The sequence below is a fragment of the Bacillus sp. MT94 genome, from assembly GCF_058792475.1.
In genome coordinates this window covers 366,626-389,439 of record NZ_JBXAEZ010000004.1, presented here as the reverse complement: position 1 = coordinate 389,439, position 22,814 = coordinate 366,626, and the positions used below count along the sequence as shown (strand labels likewise).

Here is a 22,814-nt window from a genome sequence, read left to right as displayed (position 1 = left end):
GCATGATTAGTGATCTAAAAGGAGAAGCACTAGATTCATTAGAAGGGAAATGGGGATTAGCTGTTGGGGCTACACTGCTCATTTCAATTCTTATCACGGCTTTTAGTTTTAGTGTTGATTGGGGATTTTCTTTAATTTTCGGTTGGCAAAAAACAAATGGTTCACTTTCAACGAATATTCTTACATTTTTTGTTACTGGGCCGTTAACTTTAGGTGGATATTACCTTGGTTTAAATATCCTTCGTGAAAATCAAGCTAGTATCGGTAATGTATTCATTTGGTTTTCAGAGGGAAAGAGATTTCTAAAATCATTTTTATTATATTTATTAGTAAATCTTTATCTTTTCTTATGGACGTTATTGTTCATTATTCCAGGTATTATTAAATCATTTTCTTATGCGATGACATACTTTATTATAAACGATCATCCTGAATATTCACTGAACCAAGCTATTACAGAAAGTCGTCGTATGATGGATGGACATAAGATGGAGTATTTTATTTTATGTTTAAGTTTTATCGGTTGGTTTATATTAAGTTGTATTACGTTAGGGATTGGATTCTTATGGTTAATTCCATATTTCTACACAACATCTGCGGCTTTTTACGAAGAGATCGCAGAAGAATATTATGAGAAAAATATTTAGCACTATAAAACCCCCAGTATGAATTATTTGTTCATACTGGGGTTTTTTTGTAGAAACTTTATAAATTGATTGCTAGTAAGTGGTTTACTGAAATAGTAACCTTGCATATATTTACATTTATGTTTTTGCAGAAACTTAAGCTGTTTTTCGGTTTCAATTCCTTCGGCAACGACTGAAAGATTTAAAGTATTTGCGAGGGAAAGGATTGTAGAAACGATGGCTCGTTCTTCAGGACGATGATCAGCTAATTGTGTAAATTCTCTCGGTACTTTTAATGTGTCGATTGGAAAAATTGATAAATAAGCAAGAGAAGAATACCCAGTACCGAAGTCATCAATGGAAGTTTGGATACCGTATTCTTTTAATTGCTTCAGTCTTAATAACGTTTCTTTCTCGTCAATCATTGCAATTCTTTCTGTTAACTCAAGGGTTACATATTTTGGGTCGACTTGCACGTCGTTTAATATTTGTGAAATGTTTTCGATTAATTGATCTTGCCGGAACTCTTTTGCAGATAAATTAACACTTATTTTTAAATTTTGGTAGCCAAAGGTATGCCATATTTTTAATTGGAGACAAGCTTCTTGTAATACCCAATGTCCAAGTGGGACTACTTGTGGCGTCTCTTCTACAATTGGAATAAACTCACATGGTGAAATGTCACCTAATAGCGGGTGTTTCCACCGTATTAAAGCTTCAGCACCGATAATTTTATTTGTTGTCGTATCAATTTGTGGTTGATAAACGAGATAAAATTCTTTGTTTACTAAAGCGATTGGCAAATCTTTTTCAATTCGAGCTTTTCGCTCCATTTTTTTATATAGTTCTTTCGTGTAAAGAGAGCTACCGTTTTTTCCTTTATTCTTTGCTTCGTACATGGCCATATCAGCATGCTGCAAAATGGATAGTGGATCTTCACCTGCTTCAGGATATATTGCAATTCCGATACTCGGTGAGATTTGTAAATGTTGATTTTCGATTTCAAATGGCTCATTCATGGCCGCTACAATCATATCAGCTATTTTTTGGACATCTGGCTTTTTTTTGTAATTCTCGATAAGGATTGTGAACTCATCTCCAGCTAGCCGCGCGAGTTTCATATTTGATGTTGATATTCTTTCGAGCCTTTTTGCTACTGCGATAAGCAATAGGTCTCCTACTCGATGACCGAGGGTATCATTAATAACTTTAAAACGGTCTAGGTCGAGAAACATAACAGCAAAAGACTTTTTCGATACTTTTGCTCGTGCAATTGCCTGTTCTAAATGTTTATGAAATGCACGACGATTTGCAAGCTCTGTTAAAGTATCATGGTATGCTAGGAAATTAATTTGTTCTTGTTGTTGTTTGCTTTCCGTAATATCTTTAATCATTAAATAAACCCCAGAAATTTTCTCTTTTAAAAAGATCGGTACGGCGGTAACGTGCAAGTAGTAAATATCTCTGTTTTTATGGTACGCCCGTATTTCTAAAGAGATAGAATATCCCTTTTTTACACGATGAAAGGCGTTAATCATTTCTTCTAAATCTTCTTCGTATATGAGTGAATAGTAAGGCTGATTTAATAATTCATTCGTTTGATAACCAAGTAAAGTAGTACCAGCGTTATTTACTTTGAGAAAATTACCGTACAAATCTAATGTGAAGATTGGATCTGGATGATGCTCGTATAAAGATTTAAACATTTGTTGATTATGATAGAGTTCATTTTTCTGTTCTACTAAATCTTCTGTACGTAGTTCAATTTGTTTCTCGAGTTCTGAGTTGAATTGCATTTGAGCTAGCAATAATATTTTATTTTGTTTTCGAACTAAACTATGACGTATGAGAACGAAAGAGAAAGTTATTATAAGTCCGATTACTATAATAGGTGCAAAAACGTATTCGACTAATATAAAAACAATAAGCATTACTACCGAAATATACGGTAATGATAATCGGATTGCTTCACCAATTTTAAGTGTTAGTAGTACTTGTTCTTGTTTTTCAGGTTCTTTTGTATGGAGAATACAGGCAATTGCTACTAGTACTAAGGTTACTTGATAGAAAGGAGTAACTGTAAACATAGAATACTCTGGTATGAAGTATTTTATATAAGCATAAATCGCATCGGTAGTAGCATATAAAATTAAAGCACTGCCAAGAAGCGCACCAACCTTTTTAGGTAATAAGGATAGTGGTTTGAATAAAAGATTGATTCCTATTAAGAGAAAGAGTAAATCAGCCATTGGATAGGTAAGTTGAACAAATATGTCGATATAGGATGTTGTAAAGATGTGAATGGTTCGTTCAATAAGTAAGTAGTAACTTAAAGTAAATTGGGCTGTAACGATAATACAAATATCACATAGCATAAAAAGTTTTTCTAATAAATCTCGGTTGTAAATGATTTCGTATAGAAAGGCAAATGCAAAACTAACTAAAAAAAGTAAGTAAAAAAAATCAGACGGATCAACGAACGTATAGAAGTCCTTTACAATTAAACGCTGATAGGCAACGACTATATCACCGATAAAATAAGAGAGAGCTCCAACAGATAATATGATCCAAAATAAACGAGGTAGCCCTTCTTTCGTGTTTGAAAAGTAAAGAATATAACTACAAGCGATAATATCAATTAATAGGGTACTCGTTCCGATTAATAGCTGAAAAGGAAATGAGTATTCATATAGAAAAGGCATCGCTACGTAGTGAAGCGTTATGGACAGCAATACAATGCTTATAAGAATACTTACATGTGTTTGTTTTTTCATTTATATCACCTACGGTTCCTTGAAAAGCATATATAAGTTTTATATTTATTTTGCACAATTATAGCAAGTTGTAAAGATAGATTTTAATAATTCTTGTTTCTGTCTCCCAACATATCGACATAGGAATTTGAAGTTTGCTATAATGATTAGAATAGTTGCATTATTTAGAAAAATTTAAAAATAATAATTACTGCAACTAGGACATATTGTTTACTATGTGAACTTGTTCTTAATTTAGGGGGGAGGGTTTCACAATGGCAAGTGTATATGAAAATAGTTATATGATCGTTTTGATTTTCTTGCTATTAGGTATATTGCTGCCGGTAGTGGCTCTTACATTAGGAAGGATGCTGCGCCCAAATAAACCAAGTGCAGCAAAGGCGACGACGTATGAGAGTGGAATTGAGCCTTTTCACGATGCAAATATTAGGTTTCATGCTCGTTATTATATTTTCGCTTTATTGTTTGTGATCTTTGATGTAGAAACTTTATTTTTATATCCTTGGGCTGTTGCGTATGACAAGCTAGGTTTATTTGCATTAATTGAGATGCTCATCTTTGTTGTAATGTTGCTAGTTGGATTAGCGTATGCTTGGAAAAAGAAGGTGTTACAATGGTTATAAATTTTGAGGAATTACATCCAAATGAGCGAGCAGAATTAGAACGAAATATCTTTTTTTCTACATTGGAACAGTTGAAAGGATGGGCGAGGAGCAATTCTTTATGGCCGATGACATTCGGACTGGCGTGCTGTGCAATTGAAATGATGGGAGTAGGCTCATCACATTATGATTTAGATCGATTTGGGTCATTTTTTCGAACTTCACCAAGGCAATCGGACGTCATGATTGTATCGGGAACAGTAACGAAGAAGATGGCTCCTATTGTTCGGCGTTTATATGATCAAATGCCTGAACCGAAATGGGTTATTGCGATGGGATCTTGTGCGACAGCAGGTGGTCCGTATGTAAATTCATATGCTGTTGTGAAAGGTGTAGACCAAATCGTACCAGTTGATGTGTATATTCCTGGTTGTCCCCCAAATCCGGCTGCTTTAATTTATGGAATTAATAAATTAAAAGAAAAAATTCGTTACGAAGCAAAGACCGGGAAGCAGGTGACGAATAAATGAGTAATCCAAACAAAGATTTAGAGGATCTGAAAAAAGAAGCAGCTAGGCGTGCAAAAGAAGAAGCGAGAAAACGCCTTGTAGCGAAACACGGGGCGGAAATAAGTGAGCTTGAGGCAGAAGATCGAGAAAAAGAGAAAGCGCTACCAAAAAATGATGATATTACTATAGAAGAAGCAAAACGACGTGCAGCAGCGGCAGCAAAAGCAAAAGCGGCAGCGTTAGCGAAGCAGAAAAGAGAAGGAACAGAAGAAGTAACGGAAGAAGAAAAAGCGAAAGCGAAGGCGAAGGCAGCAGCAGCTGCAAAAGCAAAAGCGGCGGCGTTAGCAAAGCAAAAAAGAGAAGGAACAGAAGAAGTAACGGAAGAAGAAAAAGCGAAAGCGAAGGCGAAGGCAGCAGCGGCAGCAAAAGCAAAAGCGGCGGCGTTAGCGAAGCAAAAAAGAGAGGGAACAGAAGAAGTAACGGAAGAAGAAAAAGCGAAGGCGAAGGCGGCAGCAGCTGCAAAAGCAAAAGCGGCGGCGTTAGCGAAGCAAAAAAGAGAAGGAACAGAAGAAGTAATGGAAGAAGAAAAAGCGAAGGCGAAGGCAGCAGCAGCTGCAAAAGCAAAAGCGGCGGCGTTAGCGAAACAGAAAAGAGAAGGGACAGAAGAAGTAACGGAAGAAGAAAAAGCGAAAGCGAAGGCGAAGGCGGTGGCGGCGGCCAAGGCAAAAGCGGCAGCACTAGCGAAGCAGAAAGCCTCGCAAGGTGATGGGGATTCGGGAGATGAAAAGGCAAAGGCAATTGCAGCGGCAAAAGCGAAAGCAGCAGCGGTTGCAAGAGCGAAGACAAAGGGAGCTGAAGGTAAGGAAGAGGATGAGCCGAAGCAGGAAGAACCGTCAGTAAATCAGCCGTATTTAAATCAGTATGTTGAGGCTATTAGGGAGAAGGTAGGAGAGGGTGCATTAGTAGATTCCTACATTAATAAACTGTCAAAGGATGTGCCAACTCTTGTGGTGGATCCTGCAAAATATTATGAAGTGATGGAGTCACTGCGATTCCATGAGGGACTTGCTTTTGATTATATGTCAGAGTTACATGCGACGGATTTTGTGACGCATATGGAAGTATATGTTCATTTGTTTTCATATGGTAAGAAACAATCGGTAGCGGTGAAGGTAAAGCTAGACCGGGAAGCGCCGCAAGTTGAATCTGTGACAGCGCTTTGGAAAGGGGCTGACTGGCCGGAGCGAGAAGCGTACGATTTGCTCGGTATTGTATTTAAAGGGCATCCGAATTTAACGCGTATTTTAATGCCAGATGATTGGGTAGGATATCCACTTAGAAAAGACTATGAACCGTATGATGTGGAGGTGTAGCTATGATCCGCACGGAAGAGATGCTTTTGAATGTAGGACCTCAGCATCCGAGTACACATGGTGTGTTCAGGCTCGTAATTAAGATTGACGGGGAAATTATTAAAGAAGCTACACCGGTTATTGGGTATTTGCATCGCGGGACGGAAAAGATCGCTGAGAGCTTACAGTATACGCAAATTATCCCTTATACAGATCGAATGGACTATTTATCAGCCATGACGAATAATTACGTCATTTGCCATGCTGTAGAGACGATGATGGGGCTTGAAATTCCAGAGCGTGCCGAATACTTGCGAGTACTTGCGATGGAGCTAGGAAGAATTGCAAGCCATCTCGTTTGGTGGGGGACGAATCTTCTTGATATAGGAGCGGTCAGCCCGTTTCTGTACGCGTTTCGTGAACGAGAGATGATTATAAATTTATTAAATGAATTATGCGGGGCACGGCTTACTTTTAACTATATGAGAGTTGGTGGTGTGAAGTGGGATGCGCCAGATGGTTGGATTGAAAAGGTGGAAGAGTTTGTTCCGTATATGAGAGAGCAATTGGCAGGTTATCATGATCTTGTTAGCGGTAATGAGATTTTCTTAAATCGTGTGAAAGGCGTTGGTATATATAGCGCGGAAGAAGCGATTTCGTATTCTTTAAGCGGAGCAAATTTGCGGTGCACTGGAGTAAACTGGGATCTTCGCAAAGATGAGCCATATTCGATTTATGATCGTTTTTATTTTGATATTCCTGTTGGAAGTGTGGGAGATGCTTGGGATCGCTACGTTTGCCGAATGCAAGAAATCGAGGAGTCTTTAAAGATTGTTGAGCAAGCGGTTCAACAGTTCCCGAAAGATGGAGCTGTGCTGGCAAAAGTACCGAAAATTATTAAGGCACCTAAGGGAGAAGCATTCGTACGTATAGAATCGCCGCGCGGAGAGATTGGTTGTTATATCGCAAGTGATGGAAAGAAAGAGCCGTACCGTTTGAAGTTTCGTAGACCATCTTTTTATAACTTGCAAATTTTACCGAAGTTATTAAAAGGTGAAAACATCGCTAATTTAATTACGATTTTAGGTGGAGTTGATATTGTACTTGGGGAGGTTGATGGCTAATGATTGAGACGCTCTTACAATCACCTTCAAGCTGGACGAATTTCTTCATTTTTTTCGGATTAGCGGTGCTTCTACTATTTGCAGTCCTTGGCTTCGTTACATATGGAATTTTGGCAGAACGGAAAGTGATGGGGTTTATGCAAGGGCGGATTGGACCAAACCAGGTTGGAGGCCGATTCGGTTTACTGCAAACGGTAGCTGATGTTTTAAAACTATTATTGAAAGAAGATAGTATTCCGAAAGCAGCAGATAAACCGCTGTTTATATTAGCGCCTGTCATTGCATTTGCACCAGCATTTATGGTGCTTGCAGTTATCCCGTTCACTGATAAATTTCAATTTGCAGATATTGGAGTCGGGCTACTTTATTATATTGCTGTTTCCGGTATTACGACGATAGGTGTTGTAACTGGGGGATGGGCATCGAATAATAAATATTCCCTTTTAGGAGGGATGCGTGCGGCGGCGCAAATGATTTCTTATGAGATTCCGCTCGTAATGAGTGTAATTGGTATCGTTTTGTTAGCTGGTAGCCTGAATTTAAATGAGATTGTAGCGGCGCAGGAGAAGGTTTGGTACATTTTCGTACAGCCAATTGGCTTCGTCGTTTTCTTAATCGCAGCAGTTGCAGAGTTAAATAGGACGCCATTTGATTTGCCAGAAGCGGAGTCAGAACTTGTTTCTGGATACCATACGGAATACTCAGGTTTTCGCTGGGCGTTTTTCATGCTTTCAGAGTACGTATATTTCTTCGGGATGGCATCGTTAATTACAGTGCTCTTTTTAGGAGGATGGAATCCAGTCATGTTTCTTGGATTTATCCCAGGTGCCGTATGGTTTGCTTTGAAATTTAGCAGTGTAGTCTTTCTATTAATTTGGTTCCGCGTCACGTTCCCACGTATAAGAGGTGACCAGTTAATGGAGTTTGGATGGAAAGTATTATTGCCGATTGCACTTGCAAATATTTTCTTAACGGCATTGATTAAGGAGTTATTCTTCTAATCTATGAGGGGGGTGCCAGTAAGAGATGAAAGGACTATTTAAAGGATTAAAATATACATTAAGTAATTTGAGCAAGAAGAAGGTAACGTATGATTATCCAAATCAGCCGTTGCCGTTGCCAGACCGTTTTCGGGGGATTCAAAAATTTTATCCGGAGAAATGTATTGTTTGTAATCAATGCTCTAACATTTGTCCGACAGACTGTATTCAGTTAACAGGAAAGAAACATCCAGATCCTACGAAAAAAGGAAAAATTATCGACACGTATGATATTAATTTTGAAATTTGTATTCTTTGTGATTTATGTACAGAAGTTTGCCCGACAGAGGCAATTGTCATGACAAATAACTTTGAACTCGCGGAATATTCACGTGATGACTTATTTAAAAATTTGCAGTGGCTTGACGAAAACGACGAAAACGTCAGGAAGGAGAATAAGGCATGAATGGCGAGTTTGTAGCATTCTTTATACTATCCTTGTCTGCAATTATCGGCGGTGTTCTTATGTTGAACTTAACGAAAGTTATGCACATGATGCTAGCTCTCGTTCTGACATTTCTCAGCATTGCAGGTTTGTATTTTCTTTTATCAGCTGAATTTATAGGCGTTGCACAAATTTTACTTTACTCTGGTGCAATCACAATTATTATGATTTTCGGCATTATGTTAACAAAACATAACGCGGAAAATGAATCGCGTCTTACTCTTCGAAAATGGATTATCTTCTTTGCAGTTGTAGCATTTGGAGCGGTTATGTATTTCGCTGTTAATAATGTTGATTTTGCAAATGAAAGCACACAAGGAAGTTTACCTCTCCATGAAAACAACACACTTCAAATCGGTACGCTTCTCTATTCAAAATATATTATTCCATTTGAACTAACTTCAGTTATTTTACTTGTAGCACTCGTTGGCGCGATTATACTTGCGAAAAAGGACGAGAAAGAGGAGGATTCCAATGAGTAGCGTTCCGGCTTCTGCATATTTAACACTTGCGATTATTTTGTTTTGCATCGGTCTATTTGGAGCTTTAACAAAGCGGAATACAGTAATCGTATTAGTTTGTATCGAATTAATGCTGAATGCTGCCAATTTAAACTTAGTGGCGTTTAGTAAATTAGGCCTATTTCCGAATTTAACAGGTCAAATTTTCTCACTGTTTACGATGGCTGTAGCGGCAGCAGAAGCGGCGGTAGGACTCGCTATTTTAATTGCTTTGTATCGTAATCGTACGACAGTTCAGGTAGATGAAATGGATACGCTCAAAGGATAGCATTGTGACCGAAAAAGGGGGAAGGAAACAATGATCGATTATGCATGGCTCATACCGCTTTTCCCACTCGTTTCGTTTTTGTTACTTATTATATTCGGGAAGAAAATTAGAGAAGGAAGCAGCGTACTTAGTATTTTTTTCGTCTTTCTCTCCTTTATACTTGCGGTACTTGTGTTAATAGAAAGGTTTTCAGAAGCAAGCGTGAAGCATAAGTGGGTGTGGCTTAGAGCTGGAGATGTGGATATATCATTCGGCTTTGAGGTGACTGCATTAGGAGCTTTAATGTTATTTATCGTTACGCTTGTGAGTCTGCTTGTACATGTGTATTCGAAAGGTTATATGAAAGGTGATGAACGATTACCAACCTTTTACGCATATTTAGGACTCTTTACATTTGCGATGTTAGGGCTTGTTATATCAACGAATTTATTACAGCTTTATATATTTTGGGAATTAGTTGGCCTTGGCTCATTTTTACTTATCGGTTTTTATTTCTTTAAAGAAGAAGCGAAGGCTGCTGCAAAAAAGGCTTTTATTATGACCCGTATTGGGGATATTGGTTTATTTATCGGGATGATTTTAATTTTTTGGTACGCAGGTAGTTTTGAATATGACGCAATATTTAGGGCGATTTATACAGGGGATTTACCTCCTTACATGATTACGATAACAGCGATATTAATTTTTATCGGGGCGATGGGGAAATCTGGTCAGTTCCCGCTTCATACGTGGTTGCCAGATGCAATGGAGGGGCCAACGCCTGTTTCGGCACTTATTCACGCCGCGACGATGGTTGCAGCAGGCGTATATTTAGTAGCGACGATGTTCCCTCTATTTTCAGCAAGTACAGTGGCGATGCAGACCGTGGCAATCGTTGGAGCTTTCACTGCAATCTTTGCGGCCTCTATCGGTCTCGTGCAAACAGATATAAAGAGAGTACTTGCTTATTCTACAGTTAGCCAGCTTGGATATATGATGCTTGCGTTAGGTTCTGCAGGTTATGTAGCCGGTGTCTTCCATTTAACGACACATGCTTTTTTTAAAGCACTACTATTTTTGGCAGCAGGAAGTGTAATTCATGCAGTGCATACGCAAAACATTAATAAAATGGGCGGTTTACAGAAGAAGATGAAAGTAACTGGTACGTTATTTCTAATAGGTACCCTTGCCATTAGCGGTGTTCCGCTCCTTTCCGGTTTTTTCAGCAAAGATGAAATTTTAGCGGCGACTTGGATGAATGGTAATTACGTTTTATTTACTTTAGCAGTAATTGCGGCGTTTTTGACAGCGTTTTATATGTTCCGCTTATACTTTCTTGTCTTTACCGGAGAAACGAAGACGAAGGAAGATGTGCATGAGTCGCCCCGCGTTATGACGTATCCAATGATTGTTCTCGGCGTTCTCGCAGTAGTGGCAGGATATATAAATACACCATGGTTCGGTACGTTTCTCGGAGATTGGTTGACGAAAGATGTAGAGTTCAAGGTTGAAGAAGCGCATGGGCCAGTTTGGATTATGATTGTTGCGACGCTCGTTTCATTTGCGGGAATCGCTCTTGCATATTTTATATATGGCAAGAAATCAATTTCTAGAGATTGGGCTGGGGGTACGGAAACCTCGCTTTATAATCTTTTGAAAGAAAAATATTATGTGGATGAACTATACAACATGACGGTGATCCCTATTACAAAAGGAATCGCTCATGTGCTTCGCTTATTTGAAGTGTATGTAGTCGAGGGAATTGCAGTTTTAATTGGAAGCGTAGTTAAAGGCACAAGTAATCTTGGATCGAAACTTCAAAACGGGAATGTACAAGTGTACGGTACTGTAACGGCTGTTTCGCTCGCTGTACTCGTCATTATTTTGCTCTATACAGGAGGGGATTTACGATGAATGATTTGTTGTTAACGTTCTTCATTTTTTCCCCGCTTTTAGGAATTTTATTGCTTGTATTAACACCGAAAAAGGAATTGCGTACAGTGCGGGCGCTTGGCTTATTTGGGACGGCACTTCCATTTGGAATCGCTATCGTCCTCGCTTGTACATATGCTTCTGGAAAGAGTTTGTCACTATTTGATGAAAAGGTGAAATGGATTAAGTTCGGAGATTTTACAGCGGTGGATAAAAGGTGGTTTTCTATTTATTACGAGCTCGGTATTGATGGTTTGTCGCTTGTTATGATGGTGCTGACGGCTCTTCTAGCGATGCTCGCAGCAATTGCAGCCTTTTCTATTAAAAGAAATTTAAAAGCATTTTATATGCTGTTACTCATGCTAGAAATAGGGATGCTCGGCGTCTTTGCTGCTCAAAATCTAATGTTGTTTTTTATCTTCTTTGAAATTACGTTGCCACCAATGTTCTTATTGATTGGGAAGTGGGGGAAATTATCGAGCGAAAAGGCTGCGTATAGTTATTTGATATATAACGGTATTGGCTCAGCTATTTTGCTCATTGTTTTCTCAATTTTGTTCGCGAAAACAGGTACAACAAATATTGTGGAGCTGAAAGAGATATTAAGAAGTGTAAGTGCAGAAGGAGAACTCGTCATCCCAAGTAGCTTGCAACTTGGTGTATTTATTTCCATAATGATTGCCTTTGCAATTAAACTACCTGTTTTTCCGTTGCACCGCTGGATGGTCAGTGTGCACATAGAAGCGCATCCAGCTGTAGTTATGCTTCATGCTGGTGTTTTGTTAAAGATTGGAGCGTACGGTATTATTCGCTTTGGAAAAGGGCTATTCCCGGAATATTTTCACGATGTTGCAACGCTAATTGCGATATTAGGTGTAATTAATTTATTGTACGGTGCCTTTTTAGCGCTCATCCAAACGGACTTTAGGAAAGTACTGGCTTACTCTAGTATTTCGCATATGGGAATTGTTTTAATGGGGCTCGCGGCACTTAATGCACCGGGTACACAAGGGGCGTTATTCCAGGTTGTATCGCACGGTTTAATTGCAGCCTTGCTGTTTTTCTTACTCGGTGTTATAGAACAACGTTTCGGAACATCAGACATTACAGCGCTTGGTGGACTCGCAAAAAGTGTCCCAGTACTTAGCGGCTTCTTCTTAGCAGGAGGAATGGCATCGCTTGGATTACCAGGGATGTCTGGGTTTGTTAGCGAATTTCTTGCCTTTCTCGGTTTATTTCAAGGAGAGCCCGTCATTGCTGCAGTCGGTGTGATTGGCATCATTTTAACCGCTGTATACGTATTAAGAGCGACACTTCAAGTGACATTTGGAAAGAAAGAGTGGGAAGCAAAATCTGATATACATGGATGGGAGTATGTCCCTGTCTTACTACTTATCTTTTGTATTATTGCAATTGGAGTTATGCCAGAGATACTAGGGGATCCGCTTCAAAATACATTGAAAACATTGGGGGTGAAGTAGGATGGATATGAATACGTTACTTAGCTTATCGTGGCATCTAATGGTGCCAGAATTTATTATTCTCGGCGCCGCCATCCTTCTTTCCATATGTGATTTGTTTTTTAAGCTGAATCATAGATATGTAGCTCTTGGTGCGATCGCTGCCATCGTATTAGCACTTGTGTCATTAATTACGCTATATAGCGAACCAGCTGGAGATATTTTAAACGGATCGTTTGTGTTAGATGGATTTTCAAAAGGGTTTAAAACGTTGTTATTAGGCGCCTCAACTCTCATTTTATGCATCGCAATGAGCGATGATGAGAAGAATCCGATTGAAGATAAGGGCGAATATTATTACTTATTTTTAATGGCACTTCTTGGTGCGATGTTCATGGCTTCTAGTGTTGACTTTATCACCCTTTTCGTTGGTTTAGAGTTACTTTCACTTTCTTCTTATATTTTAGTAGGAATACGAAAAAAGAGCCGTGCATCAAATGAAGCGGCAATGAAATATGTCATTAGCGGAGGAATTGGAACGGCGATCACGCTCTTCGGAATGAGTTATTTATACGGTATTACAGGTTCAACTAACATTGTAGATATGCAAAAGGTACTCACTGGGGAGCTCGCTAGTGGTATTCAGTTATTGCTAGCTCTCGCATTTCTTTTATTGCTAGTCGGTCTCTCGTTTAAAATTGCCACAGTGCCGTTTCATATGTGGGCACCTGATGTGTATGAAGGAGCGACTACACCTGTTACCGCTTTTCTTGGAACGATTTCTAAAATTGCGGGGTTCCTACTCATTATTCGTTTGTTCCTTATGGTTTTTGCAAGTGTATTAATACAAGGAGATATGCAATCTTTATATGGGCATATGAGTATATATATTGCGGTGCTAGCAAGTATTACGATGATTGTTGGGAATGTAGTCGCGTTAAAACAATACAATATAAAACGCTTATTTGCTTATTCAGGTATTGCGCATGCTGGGTATTTGCTCGTTCCACTTGTGGCATTATCACCATTTACGCTGGATAGCATGTGGTTTTATATGTTGGCATACATGCTTATGAATATAGGTGCGTTTGCCATTATCCACGGCTTAATCTTACAAAACGATAAGGAAAATATAACAATTTTCACCGGATTATATAAGAAATCACCATTTGCAGCGATCATGATGACAATCTTTATTTTATCGCTGGCCGGGATACCAGGGACGGCTGGCTTCATTGGAAAGATTAACATCTTTTTAGGCGCGCTTCATGTAGAGCCAGCACATTACGTACTAGCTTCGATTATGATGGGTACGACAGTTGTTTCATTCGTATATTATTTCCGTATTTTACAACAAATGTTTTTCCGCACCGGAGAGACAGAAGAGAGGATACGGTTACCGTTAAATATAAAGGTTGTTATGAGTCTTTGTGCAATTTCGATTGTAATACTAGGGATTATGCCGATGATTGGGTACAATTTCTTTTATGAATATTTTCCATTAATGAAAGATTTCTTCTTCTTAGGGAACGTGGTACAATAGTGAAAATAAAAGGTGTGGAGTCAGTACTCTGCGCTTTTTATTTTGTGTTAACTTGTAATGTAGATATACGTTTTTTGAAAGAAAATCACGATGTAAAATGTAAGATGTCTATGTGCATTTGAAAAAGTGTGGCTCCTACTTATTATGGTATCGTTTTTATATTCTTTCATAAGTAGTAGCTGAGTAAAAAGGGGTCGATTTTTTGGCACAACTTTTAGGGCAACAAGCACTGATTGCCATTGTTTCGCATTTATTGTTTATTACCATTACGTGGTGGGCTTTGCAAGGCATTCACATTGAGCGTTTAATGAAGTCCGGAAAAGTGTTGCAGACGCGAGTATTACTCATCTTAATTACAATTGCAATTGGGACATCTGTAAGTAACTTTTTTCTTGATTATTTAGGCTATTCGAAGAGTTTAACGTATTTAGTAAAGTAAGTGTATAGAACCTCAAATCTCCGTTAACAATGGGGATAGGAGGGGATGAAATTGAAGCTTAAAGCCATTCTTATTGTTGCACTTAGTGTTGTTTTATTTTTGGTTGGATATAGAGAGATGAAACCGATAAGCGATGAACAGAAAATGGAGAGCATGATTAAGGCTTTAGAGAAAAATGATGCTAAAGTAGAAAAATGGTCATGGTTAGCTAGAGAAACAAAAACAATTTCTAATATACATACGTTTCAAAAGTTGTTAAACGATGTGAAGGACAAGGCAAATATTCAAAAGTGGGAAGTAGAGCAATCTCCAGATGGATATAAAGCTACATCCTATAAAAAGTTTGCTTCTCATGAAGAACGAGTAGTAGTAACTTGGAGTAAAGAAAATACTAAAGAAAACACTTTCATTATCTTTGAAGTAAGTGGGGCGAAATGGGACCCGAAGTATGTTCAAAAAGTAAATAAAATTTTTAGTGAAAAACCTATAATTTACACTTGTGTTCAAGGTGTACTGAATGATAAGATTGAAGGTGTTTTGCAAAATAAAACCAATCAGGTTTTGAAAGATCTTTCAGCAAGAGCGATCGAACAAGTAGAAGAAAGAGCATTTGTGTCAGTCTCCGCATACAATAAAAAGTGGGATGACGCTCTTTCAACAAATAGAGAGAAAATAAATGTGCAAATAGCAATACGTTCTACAGACAACAAAGATACAATTGTGGTTGGCACACCGATCATAACTTCTGAGTATTGAGTGAATAGATACTGAAAAAAGGACACGGAGGGGAATAATTTGGAAAAGATCATCGTCCGTGGCGGAAAGCGGTTAAACGGCACAGTGCGTGTTGAGGGCGCAAAAAATGCTGTATTACCTATAATCGCTGCAGCCCTATTAGCGAGTGATGGAAAGAATGTACTATCTGAAGTACCAGTTTTGTCTGATGTATACACAATTAATGAGGTATTACGTCATTTAAATGCTGAAGTCGTATTTGAAAATAATCAAGTAACAATCGATTCTTCTAAAGAACTAAACATTGAAGCACCATTTGAATATGTACGTAAAATGCGTGCATCTGTTCAAGTAATGGGACCATTATTAGCACGTAACGGTCGTGCTCGTATTGCACTTCCTGGTGGATGTGCAATCGGTTCACGTCCAATTGACCAACATTTAAAAGGCTTCGAAGCAATGGGAGCAAAAGTACAGGTTGGTAACGGTTTTGTTGAGGCATATGTTGAGGGAGAACTAAAAGGAGCTAAAATCTACTTAGACTTCCCAAGCGTAGGCGCGACAGAAAACATTATGTCTGCAGCTACATTAGCAAAAGGGACAACAATTCTTGAAAACGCAGCGAAAGAACCAGAAATCGTTGACTTAGCTAACTTCTTAAATGCGATGGGAGCGAAAGTACGCGGAGCTGGAACTGGAACGATTCGTATCGAAGGCGTTGATAAATTATATGGTGCAAACCACTCTATTATTCCTGACCGTATTGAAGCGGGAACATTCATGGTTGCAGCAGCAATTACTGGTGGAGACATCTTAATTGAAAATGCTGTACCTGAACATTTACGCTCAATTACAGCGAAAATGGAAGAAATGGGTGTTAAAATTATTGAGGAAAACGAAGGTGTACGTGTTATCGGCCCAGATAAGTTAAAAGCGGTTGATATTAAAACTATGCCTCACCCAGGTTTCCCAACAGACATGCAATCACAAATGATGGCATTATTACTACAAGCTGATGGAACAAGCATGATTACAGAAACGGTATTCGAAAACCGCTTTATGCACGTTGAAGAATTCCGTCGTATGAATGCTGATATTAAAATTGAAGGTCGTTCTGTTATTATGAACGGTCCAAACAGCTTACAAGGTGCTGAAGTAGGCGCAACTGATTTACGTGCTGCAGCTGCATTAATCTTAGCTGGTTTAGTATCAGAAGGTTATACTCGTGTAACTGAGTTAAAACATCTTGACCGTGGTTATGTAGATTTCCATAAGAAATTAGCTGCATTAGGTGCAACTATTGAACGTGTAAACGAAAAAGTAGAAGAAGTGAAAGAACAAGAAGTTTCTGATCTTCACGCTTAATTGAAATAGTCTCTATGTCTTTTGACATAGGGGCTATTTTTTTTGGGTTATTACTGTTATAGTCAATAAATTCTATACTTATGCACGTACCAGTAAAAATATTTAGAAAATTTCCGTTTTATGCTCTTCCCCTTAAGTGTGTTCTAAAAGAAAGAGTTGTTCCATAAGAATGAATGGAGTAAAGCTTTTATATTGGGGGAAAAATAGGATGAAATTTTCAAAGCCACTTTTTATTACAGTAGCGCTCTTAATAGCGCTCGTTATCATTGTACCTGCAGCTCTTGTTATCCCATTTGCGAAAGCAAAAGTAGGGGAAGAAACGGCCTCTAAAACTCCTCCAGCGATAGAAAGTATACCAGCTCCAGGAAAAGTAGATACAGCGGTTCAAGTTGCTGTATATCGTGAGAAACAAAAGAAGGTAGAATCATTACCTATGGAGGAGTATGTGACAGGTGTAGTAGCTTCTGAGATGAATGCCAGTTTTGAAATAGAGGCACTAAAGGCACAGGCATTAGCAGCAAGAACATTTGTAGTACAACGTATGCTAAGTGGAGGAAAGAAAAATAATGCAGACGTGACAGATACGGTGAAAGATCAAGTGTACAAAAGCAAAGATGAATTGAAGAAGCAATGGGGCAATAACTACGAAAATAATTTGAAGAAAATCGAAGAAGCTGTTTCGAAAACAGCAGGACAAGTTTTAACGTATGATGGAAAACCAATTTCAGCATCCTTCTTTTCAACGAGTAATGGTCGAACAGAAAATGCAGCTGACTATTGGGGAAATGATTATCCGTACTTGAAAAGTGTAGATAGTCCGTGGGATCAAGCCTCACCAAAGTTTACGAGCGAGCAAACATTTACAGTAGCTGATTTTCAAAAACGTCTCGGTGTGAAAGTGCTAGCAGACGGGAAGGTTGGAAACATTAAAGACCTTACGGAAGGAAAGCGTGTAAAGGATGTAGCTTTTCAAGGAAAAACATTAACAGGAAAAGAAGTTCGTGAAAAGTTAGATTTACGTTCTTCTGATTTCACGTGGAAACAACAAGGAGATAAAATCACCGTTACGACGAAAGGCTTCGGTCACGGCGTTGGTATGAGTCAATACGGGGCGAACGGCATGGCAGCGGAAGGAAAGAAATATACAGATATCGTCGCTCATTACTATAAAGGCGTTGAAATAAAGACGATGAATGATTATGAAGGAAAATTGATGGTGAAGAAATAGGTGTCAGAACTCTGGCACCTATTTTTTTCTGTTTAAAATATCATAATTTTCCATTAACTGTTTGATATAATAGGATAAAAAGGCATTTGGGGGAAATGAAATGGCGTTACTAGAGTTGAAACAATTAGGGAAGGCGAACCAGTTACCGGCAATTGAGCTAGAGGTGGAGAAGGGACAATGTATTGTTTTGCAATGCAATAATCATACAGCTAAAGTGTTACACCGCATCATTATTGGTGAAGAAGAGGCGTCGACTGGCAATGTACTGTTTGAAGGGGAAGCAATTGGAAAGAAAAATTATTCCCGCATCGGTTTTTGTTTTTTGAATGATGAGGCATATGATCGTTTGAAGGTGAAAGAATACTTCAAATTTTTATTAGGGCTTTATGAATCAAAGATAAGTATAGGAGAAGTTGTGCAGTCTGTTGGTCTCCTAGATAAACTAAACGTTAAAATAGAAAAATTATCATTTTCAGAGAAACGCCGTCTTCATATCGGGCGAGTGATGATTCATAATCCGGATTTAGTTATTTTGGAAGAGCCAGAGCAAAATGTAGATATAGAGAGTACGGTTATTATTCGAAAAGCAATCATGAAAATGAAAGAACAAGGAAAGGCGATTTTTATTACGTCATCTTTCCTATCGGATGCCCTTTCGTTAACGGAAGATGTATATATACTAAACAATGATGGTGTGAAAAAAGTAGAAATTGAACAAGAGGAAGCAGAAAAAGTCGATGAAGAGAAGGTCGTTAAAATAATTCCGCAAATGAAGTTAGAAAGAATACCTGCGAAAGTGAACGATAAAATCATTTTACTTGATCCGATGGAAATCCATTTCATTGAAACACAAAACGGAGTGACACATATTCACGTTCGTGAAGGGGATTTTGTATGTGCATTAACATTAAGTGAACTAGAAGCGAGATTAACAGGTTTTGGTTTCTTTAGATGTCATCGCTCGTATCTTGTGAATTTACAAAGAGTGCGAGAAGTGATTACTTGGACTCGTAACAGTTTTAGCTTAATTTTAGACGACGAAAGAAAAAGTTCAATTCCACTTTCAAAAGGACGAATGGATGAATTAAAAGGCGTGATTGGGCTATAAAAAGTGCTCCAATAAGCTCAACATGCGATTCATTCACCGGTAAAAATACTCCTTTTACCGGTATTTTACTGCGTAAACCCTTTGTTTTTCATATGATTGAGTCAAGAAAAGCGAAACAAACGAACGAAAAGCGCTAAAGCGACTTTCATCTATAAAGAAGAAAAAAAAAGGGGATGAAGAAATGACATTGGCAATTGAAATGAAAGATGTAATGAAAAGTTTCAGTGGAAAAACGGCACTTCGAAATGTAAATATTGAGGTGAAGCAAGGAGAGATATTTGGATTCCTCGGACCGAGTGGATCTGGTAAGACGACAACAGTAAAAATTTTAACTTCTCAATTGCTTCATAGTGTTGGAACGGTAAGAGTATTAGGGAAAGATATTACAGGACCAAGTAGCATCGATTACAAACGAATTGGTATTTTAACAGATAACAGCGGCTTATATGAAAGACTTAGTATTTATGATAACTTACTATTATTTTGTGACTTATACGATTGTAAAAAAGAACGAATCAATGAAGTACTAGCACAAGTAAATTTATTAGATGATAAAAAAACACCAGTAAAGAAACTATCAAAGGGAATGAAGCAACGCGTCACACTGGCAAGAGCAATCCTTCATAAACCAGATATCCTCTTCTTAGACGAACCAACATCTGCACTCGATCCAGTAAACGTACAAAACATTCATAAAATCTTAAAAGACTTAAATGAAGAAGGAACGACGATTTTCTTAACGACTCACAACATGGATGAAGCAGAAACGCTTTGTAACCGTATTGGCTTCCTTTGTGGCGGAGAAATTGTAGCGCTGGATACGCCAGAGAACCTACGCTTACAATACGCTAAGGATCAAATACAGGTCGTATTAAAAGATAAACAAAAAGCAGTAGTGCAAAAAGATGAATTAGGTGCAAAACGTATTTCAGAATGGATGAACAAAGGAGAATTACTATCCATTCATTCAAACGAACCAACGCTAGGTGATATCTTTATTGAAGTTACTGGGAGGGGATTATAATGACTTTTTCAATGAGACGTGTATCAGCTATTTTTAGAAAAGAAGTACAAGATTTTAAGACAAATTCACAAGTGTTGTTAATGGCATTTTTACCAATTATACTTTCATTTTTGTTTAGCAGATTTGGAGTGGGAAAGGAAATGTTAGGCATTACTACTATAACGGCCTTCCTATTTGTCGCAGGCTTTGTTCAATCTATGGTAATTGCAGAAGAAAAAGAAAAACATACACTGCGTGTGTTGATGTTATCCCCAGCATCTTCTGTTGAAGTTCTTCTTGGAAAGAGTTTATTAACATCGGGTCTGACGATGGTCATTTGTATTGCAAATTTATTCATTTTAGATCAGTTAAATATTAATCTTCCATTGGTAGGATTGGTATTCTTATGTGGAACTATTTTGTTTATCGTGCTTGGAACAATGATTGGATTACTTGCATCTTCTGTACCACAAACATCTTTAATTGGTATGCCTATTTTAATGACGATGTATTTAGCTGTACAATTTGAGCCGATGGTTGAAAATAAAGTAATTAAGACACTAATTGAGTATCTTCCAACATCTCATATTGTAAAAGCAATCAAAAGCTTAGTAGATGGAGCTGGGTTTAGTAGTATTAGTGGGCATGTATTAAATGTTGGAGTGTGGCTTATTATTGCGCTTATTGCGTGTTTAATCGTATATAAGAAGAAACAAATGGACTAAAAACTGAGCCGAAACGCTCAGTTTTTTCTTTTTTCTATCATTTCCTCGGAAATTTTACAGTTCTTATACATATTTTTACAAATTTTGTCGAAAAGTAATTAGTTATACGTTGTATAGGATACGTGAATATTGTTCAAAATGATTGCTGAGGTGATGATGGAATGCGAGGAAGAAATAATAAAAAGTCGCAAAAGGTAGTACATTTATTTCAAAAAAGATGGGTGTTTCCGGCACTATACATTGCTTGTGCAGCGGTAATCTTAATGGTTGCGCTATGGTTCCAAGGAGCTAATCCGAAGAAGACTCCAAACCACGATCAAGCAACACCGTATACACAATCGGAAGATCCAGCAGTACCAGTAACGAAATCTTCAGAAGTAGTGAAAATGCCAGCTGCCGCGAATGCGGAAGTAGTCGTACAAAAGAAATTCTATGAAGATGCAGCAACTGAGGCGGAACAAGAAAAAGCACTTGTCTTTTATAACAACACATATTCCCCAAACAAAGGAATTGACATTGCTGCGAAGAATGGAAAAGAATTCAATGTTGCCGCTGCTTTAAGTGGTACAGTAACGAAAGCTGAAAAAGATTCACTTCTTGGTTATGTTGTAACAGTTGATAGTGGAAATGGTGTAGCGGTATCTTATCAAAGCTTAGGCAGTGTGAAAGTAGAAAAAGGTGCAAGAGTTGCACAAGGTGAAGTATTAGGAACATCCGGTCTAAGTGCAATGAATAAAGAGGCAGGCTCTCACGTTCACTTTGAAGTACGTAAAGACAATGTGGCTGTGAACCCTGAACGTTACTTAAATAAATCAGTAACAGAAATTAAAGCTGATGCAGGTGCTGCAAAGGCTACGAATGCTTCTGGTAAAAAAGCTGAAGACAAATCTCAAAAAGAAGAGAAGTCAACGAGCACGAAACCAGAAAATAAAACAGAAGACAAGTCTCAAAAAGAAGAGAAATCAACAAGCGGTTCAACTAGTGACAAAAAAGAAGAACCGAAGAAAGAAGAAAAATCAACAAACGGTTCTACAGAATCATCTAACGATTCTTCTTCACAAGAATAATAAAGTGAAAAAATCAGTTCTCATCAAGAGAATTGATTTTTTTATTTTTATATAAAAATAATCAATTTCGAGAAAAAAGTTGTAAAAACAAGGAAAAATGACGAGATTCTCGAATATATATTACAAAAGGGAGGGGATACTGTGTCATTTTTGTTTGTTCTGTCGACTGCTATTATTTTATTGTTTGTTTTATTCACTTTATATTATTATATTGCCGGTAAGAAAGAGGTTCCCCACCATCAGTTGTTAGAAGAAGAATTGGAACGAGAAGAATGACGCCTTTTATACAAGGTGTCATTTTTTTTTTGCCATAATAGTCAGTTTTAACGTATTTCTCACAAAAAAACGTAATTTTTCTTAACTTAGTCCGCAAAAATAGTGAACATGTAGCATATATCAGTAGTGCGGGCAATACAATGGTATAAACCAAAGCAAAGAGAGTGTTTGAGGTGAGAAATCGTGAATCATTTCATTATAAATCCAAGAATGTTTAACGCTTACAAACAGCACTCACACTTACTTCTTAGTCATATGCAGCGAGGCTCATTTCACCCTTCTCACATCCAAATTAGGGAGGCGAGTGGTGTGCACGATTACATCAAAGAGAGAACTATCAAGATTGGTAAGTATATCGTGGAGACAAGAAAGACAGTGCGTGTCATTGCAAAGGAATTTGGGGTATCAAAGAGTACAGTCCATAAAGATTTAACAGAACGTCTACCAGAGATTAATCCAGAGCTCGCAAATGAAGTAAAAGAAATTCTTGATTATCATAAGTCTATTCGTCATTTAAGAGGTGGAGAAGCAACAAAACAAAAGTATAGAAAAGAAGATGTAGAGAAGCCTGTACGTCAATAATGTTACAGTAGCAAACATTCCGTTCACATTCGGTAATATTTTTCAGAAGAATTCTTTTTGCGAATATTACGTTTCTGTTAAATTTATGATAAAATCAGAAATTAGGTGAAA

Annotated in this window: 23 protein-coding genes; 22 read left to right on the top strand and 1 reads right to left on the bottom strand. The window is 37.9% G+C overall.

The window, feature by feature from the left end; all coding sequences use genetic code 11:
- Positions 1-2 precede the first annotated feature (2 nt).
- Positions 3-647, top strand: a complete 645-nt coding sequence (locus tag AC1Q51_RS17160) for a DUF975 family protein (protein WP_023523558.1) — start codon at positions 3-5, stop codon at positions 645-647.
- A gap of 23 nt (positions 648-670) precedes the next feature.
- Here the strand turns inward: AC1Q51_RS17160 and AC1Q51_RS17155 are convergent, their stop codons facing one another.
- On the bottom strand, positions 671-3,400 hold the full coding sequence (locus AC1Q51_RS17155) for a putative bifunctional diguanylate cyclase/phosphodiesterase (protein ID WP_098235715.1): 2,730 nt from the start codon (positions 3,398-3,400) through the stop codon (positions 671-673).
- Positions 3,401-3,654: 254 nt separating this feature from the next.
- On the opposite strand from AC1Q51_RS17155, the gene nuoA reads away from it, so the two are divergent.
- The 21 genes from nuoA to spoIIID all read left to right on the top strand — a co-directional run bounded on the left by nuoA (position 3,655) and on the right by spoIIID (position 22,703).
- Positions 3,655-4,023: an NADH-quinone oxidoreductase subunit NuoA gene (nuoA, locus tag AC1Q51_RS17150; protein WP_000179273.1), complete on the top strand. Its 369-nt coding sequence runs from the start codon at positions 3,655-3,657 to the stop codon at positions 4,021-4,023.
- On the top strand, positions 4,014-4,532 hold the full coding sequence (nuoB, locus tag AC1Q51_RS17145; protein WP_000236331.1) for an NADH-quinone oxidoreductase subunit NuoB: 519 nt from the start codon (positions 4,014-4,016) through the stop codon (positions 4,530-4,532). The genes nuoA and nuoB overlap by 10 nt, the downstream gene beginning before the upstream one ends.
- On the top strand, positions 4,529-5,884 hold the full coding sequence (locus AC1Q51_RS17140) for an NADH-quinone oxidoreductase subunit C (RefSeq protein WP_492331617.1): 1,356 nt from the start codon (positions 4,529-4,531) through the stop codon (positions 5,882-5,884). The genes nuoB and AC1Q51_RS17140 overlap by 4 nt, the downstream gene beginning before the upstream one ends.
- Before the next feature lie 2 nt (positions 5,885-5,886).
- Positions 5,887-6,987, top strand: coding sequence for an NADH-quinone oxidoreductase subunit NuoD (gene nuoD, locus AC1Q51_RS17135; RefSeq protein ID WP_492331616.1), 1,101 nt, complete (start codon positions 5,887-5,889; stop codon positions 6,985-6,987).
- Positions 6,987-7,988 (top strand): NADH-quinone oxidoreductase subunit NuoH, encoded by a 1,002-nt coding sequence (gene nuoH / locus AC1Q51_RS17130; RefSeq protein WP_000573426.1) that lies wholly within the window; start codon positions 6,987-6,989, stop codon positions 7,986-7,988. Before nuoD ends, nuoH begins: the two co-directional genes overlap by 1 nt.
- Before the next feature lie 25 nt (positions 7,989-8,013).
- Positions 8,014-8,433 carry an NADH-quinone oxidoreductase subunit NuoI gene (gene nuoI / locus AC1Q51_RS17125; RefSeq protein ID WP_000677191.1) on the top strand — a complete coding sequence of 140 codons (420 nt, stop codon included), beginning with the start codon at positions 8,014-8,016 and terminating at the stop codon, positions 8,431-8,433.
- Entirely contained in the window at positions 8,430-8,954 is a 525-nt protein-coding gene (locus AC1Q51_RS17120) for an NADH-quinone oxidoreductase subunit J (protein ID WP_001012812.1), read from the top strand. Before nuoI ends, AC1Q51_RS17120 begins: the two co-directional genes overlap by 4 nt.
- Entirely contained in the window at positions 8,947-9,261 is a 315-nt protein-coding gene (gene nuoK, locus AC1Q51_RS17115) for an NADH-quinone oxidoreductase subunit NuoK (RefSeq protein ID WP_000100079.1), read from the top strand. Before AC1Q51_RS17120 ends, nuoK begins: the two co-directional genes overlap by 8 nt.
- Before the next feature lie 30 nt (positions 9,262-9,291).
- On the top strand, positions 9,292-11,154 hold the full coding sequence (gene nuoL / locus AC1Q51_RS17110) for an NADH-quinone oxidoreductase subunit L (protein ID WP_090978526.1): 1,863 nt from the start codon (positions 9,292-9,294) through the stop codon (positions 11,152-11,154).
- Positions 11,151-12,653 carry an NADH-quinone oxidoreductase subunit M gene (locus AC1Q51_RS17105; protein WP_098235713.1) on the top strand — a complete coding sequence of 501 codons (1,503 nt, stop codon included), beginning with the start codon at positions 11,151-11,153 and terminating at the stop codon, positions 12,651-12,653. The genes nuoL and AC1Q51_RS17105 overlap by 4 nt, the downstream gene beginning before the upstream one ends.
- A gap of 7 nt (positions 12,654-12,660) precedes the next feature.
- A complete protein-coding gene (gene nuoN / locus AC1Q51_RS17100) occupies positions 12,661-14,175 on the top strand; it encodes an NADH-quinone oxidoreductase subunit NuoN (protein WP_340137504.1) in 1,515 nt (504 codons plus the stop codon).
- 202 nt (positions 14,176-14,377) lie between these two features.
- Positions 14,378-14,614 (top strand): DUF1146 family protein, encoded by a 237-nt coding sequence (locus AC1Q51_RS17095; RefSeq protein ID WP_000057889.1) that lies wholly within the window; start codon positions 14,378-14,380, stop codon positions 14,612-14,614.
- 51 nt (positions 14,615-14,665) lie between these two features.
- On the top strand, positions 14,666-15,370 hold the full coding sequence (locus AC1Q51_RS17090) for a YwmB family TATA-box binding protein (RefSeq protein WP_000767913.1): 705 nt from the start codon (positions 14,666-14,668) through the stop codon (positions 15,368-15,370).
- A 39-nt stretch (positions 15,371-15,409) separates the two neighbouring features.
- Entirely contained in the window at positions 15,410-16,714 is a 1,305-nt protein-coding gene (murA, locus tag AC1Q51_RS17085) for a UDP-N-acetylglucosamine 1-carboxyvinyltransferase (RefSeq protein ID WP_000411275.1), read from the top strand.
- 208 nt (positions 16,715-16,922) lie between these two features.
- Positions 16,923-17,942 (top strand): stage II sporulation protein D, encoded by a 1,020-nt coding sequence (spoIID, locus tag AC1Q51_RS17080; RefSeq protein WP_090978532.1) that lies wholly within the window; start codon positions 16,923-16,925, stop codon positions 17,940-17,942.
- A gap of 100 nt (positions 17,943-18,042) precedes the next feature.
- A complete protein-coding gene (locus AC1Q51_RS17075) occupies positions 18,043-19,050 on the top strand; it encodes a LytTR family transcriptional regulator DNA-binding domain-containing protein (protein ID WP_098392113.1) in 1,008 nt (335 codons plus the stop codon).
- Positions 19,051-19,231: 181 nt separating this feature from the next.
- On the top strand, positions 19,232-20,074 hold the full coding sequence (locus tag AC1Q51_RS17070; protein ID WP_492331615.1) for an ABC transporter ATP-binding protein: 843 nt from the start codon (positions 19,232-19,234) through the stop codon (positions 20,072-20,074).
- Entirely contained in the window at positions 20,074-20,778 is a 705-nt protein-coding gene (locus tag AC1Q51_RS17065) for an ABC transporter permease (protein ID WP_053563321.1), read from the top strand. Before AC1Q51_RS17070 ends, AC1Q51_RS17065 begins: the two co-directional genes overlap by 1 nt.
- A gap of 161 nt (positions 20,779-20,939) precedes the next feature.
- Positions 20,940-21,845 (top strand): stage II sporulation protein SpoIIQ, encoded by a 906-nt coding sequence (spoIIQ, locus tag AC1Q51_RS17060; protein ID WP_089172023.1) that lies wholly within the window; start codon positions 20,940-20,942, stop codon positions 21,843-21,845.
- A 141-nt stretch (positions 21,846-21,986) separates the two neighbouring features.
- Entirely contained in the window at positions 21,987-22,121 is a 135-nt protein-coding gene (locus AC1Q51_RS17055) for a hypothetical protein (protein WP_000008903.1), read from the top strand.
- Positions 22,122-22,430: 309 nt separating this feature from the next.
- Positions 22,431-22,703 (top strand): sporulation transcriptional regulator SpoIIID, encoded by a 273-nt coding sequence (spoIIID, locus tag AC1Q51_RS17050; RefSeq protein WP_000544012.1) that lies wholly within the window; start codon positions 22,431-22,433, stop codon positions 22,701-22,703.
- Positions 22,704-22,814 lie beyond the last annotated feature (111 nt).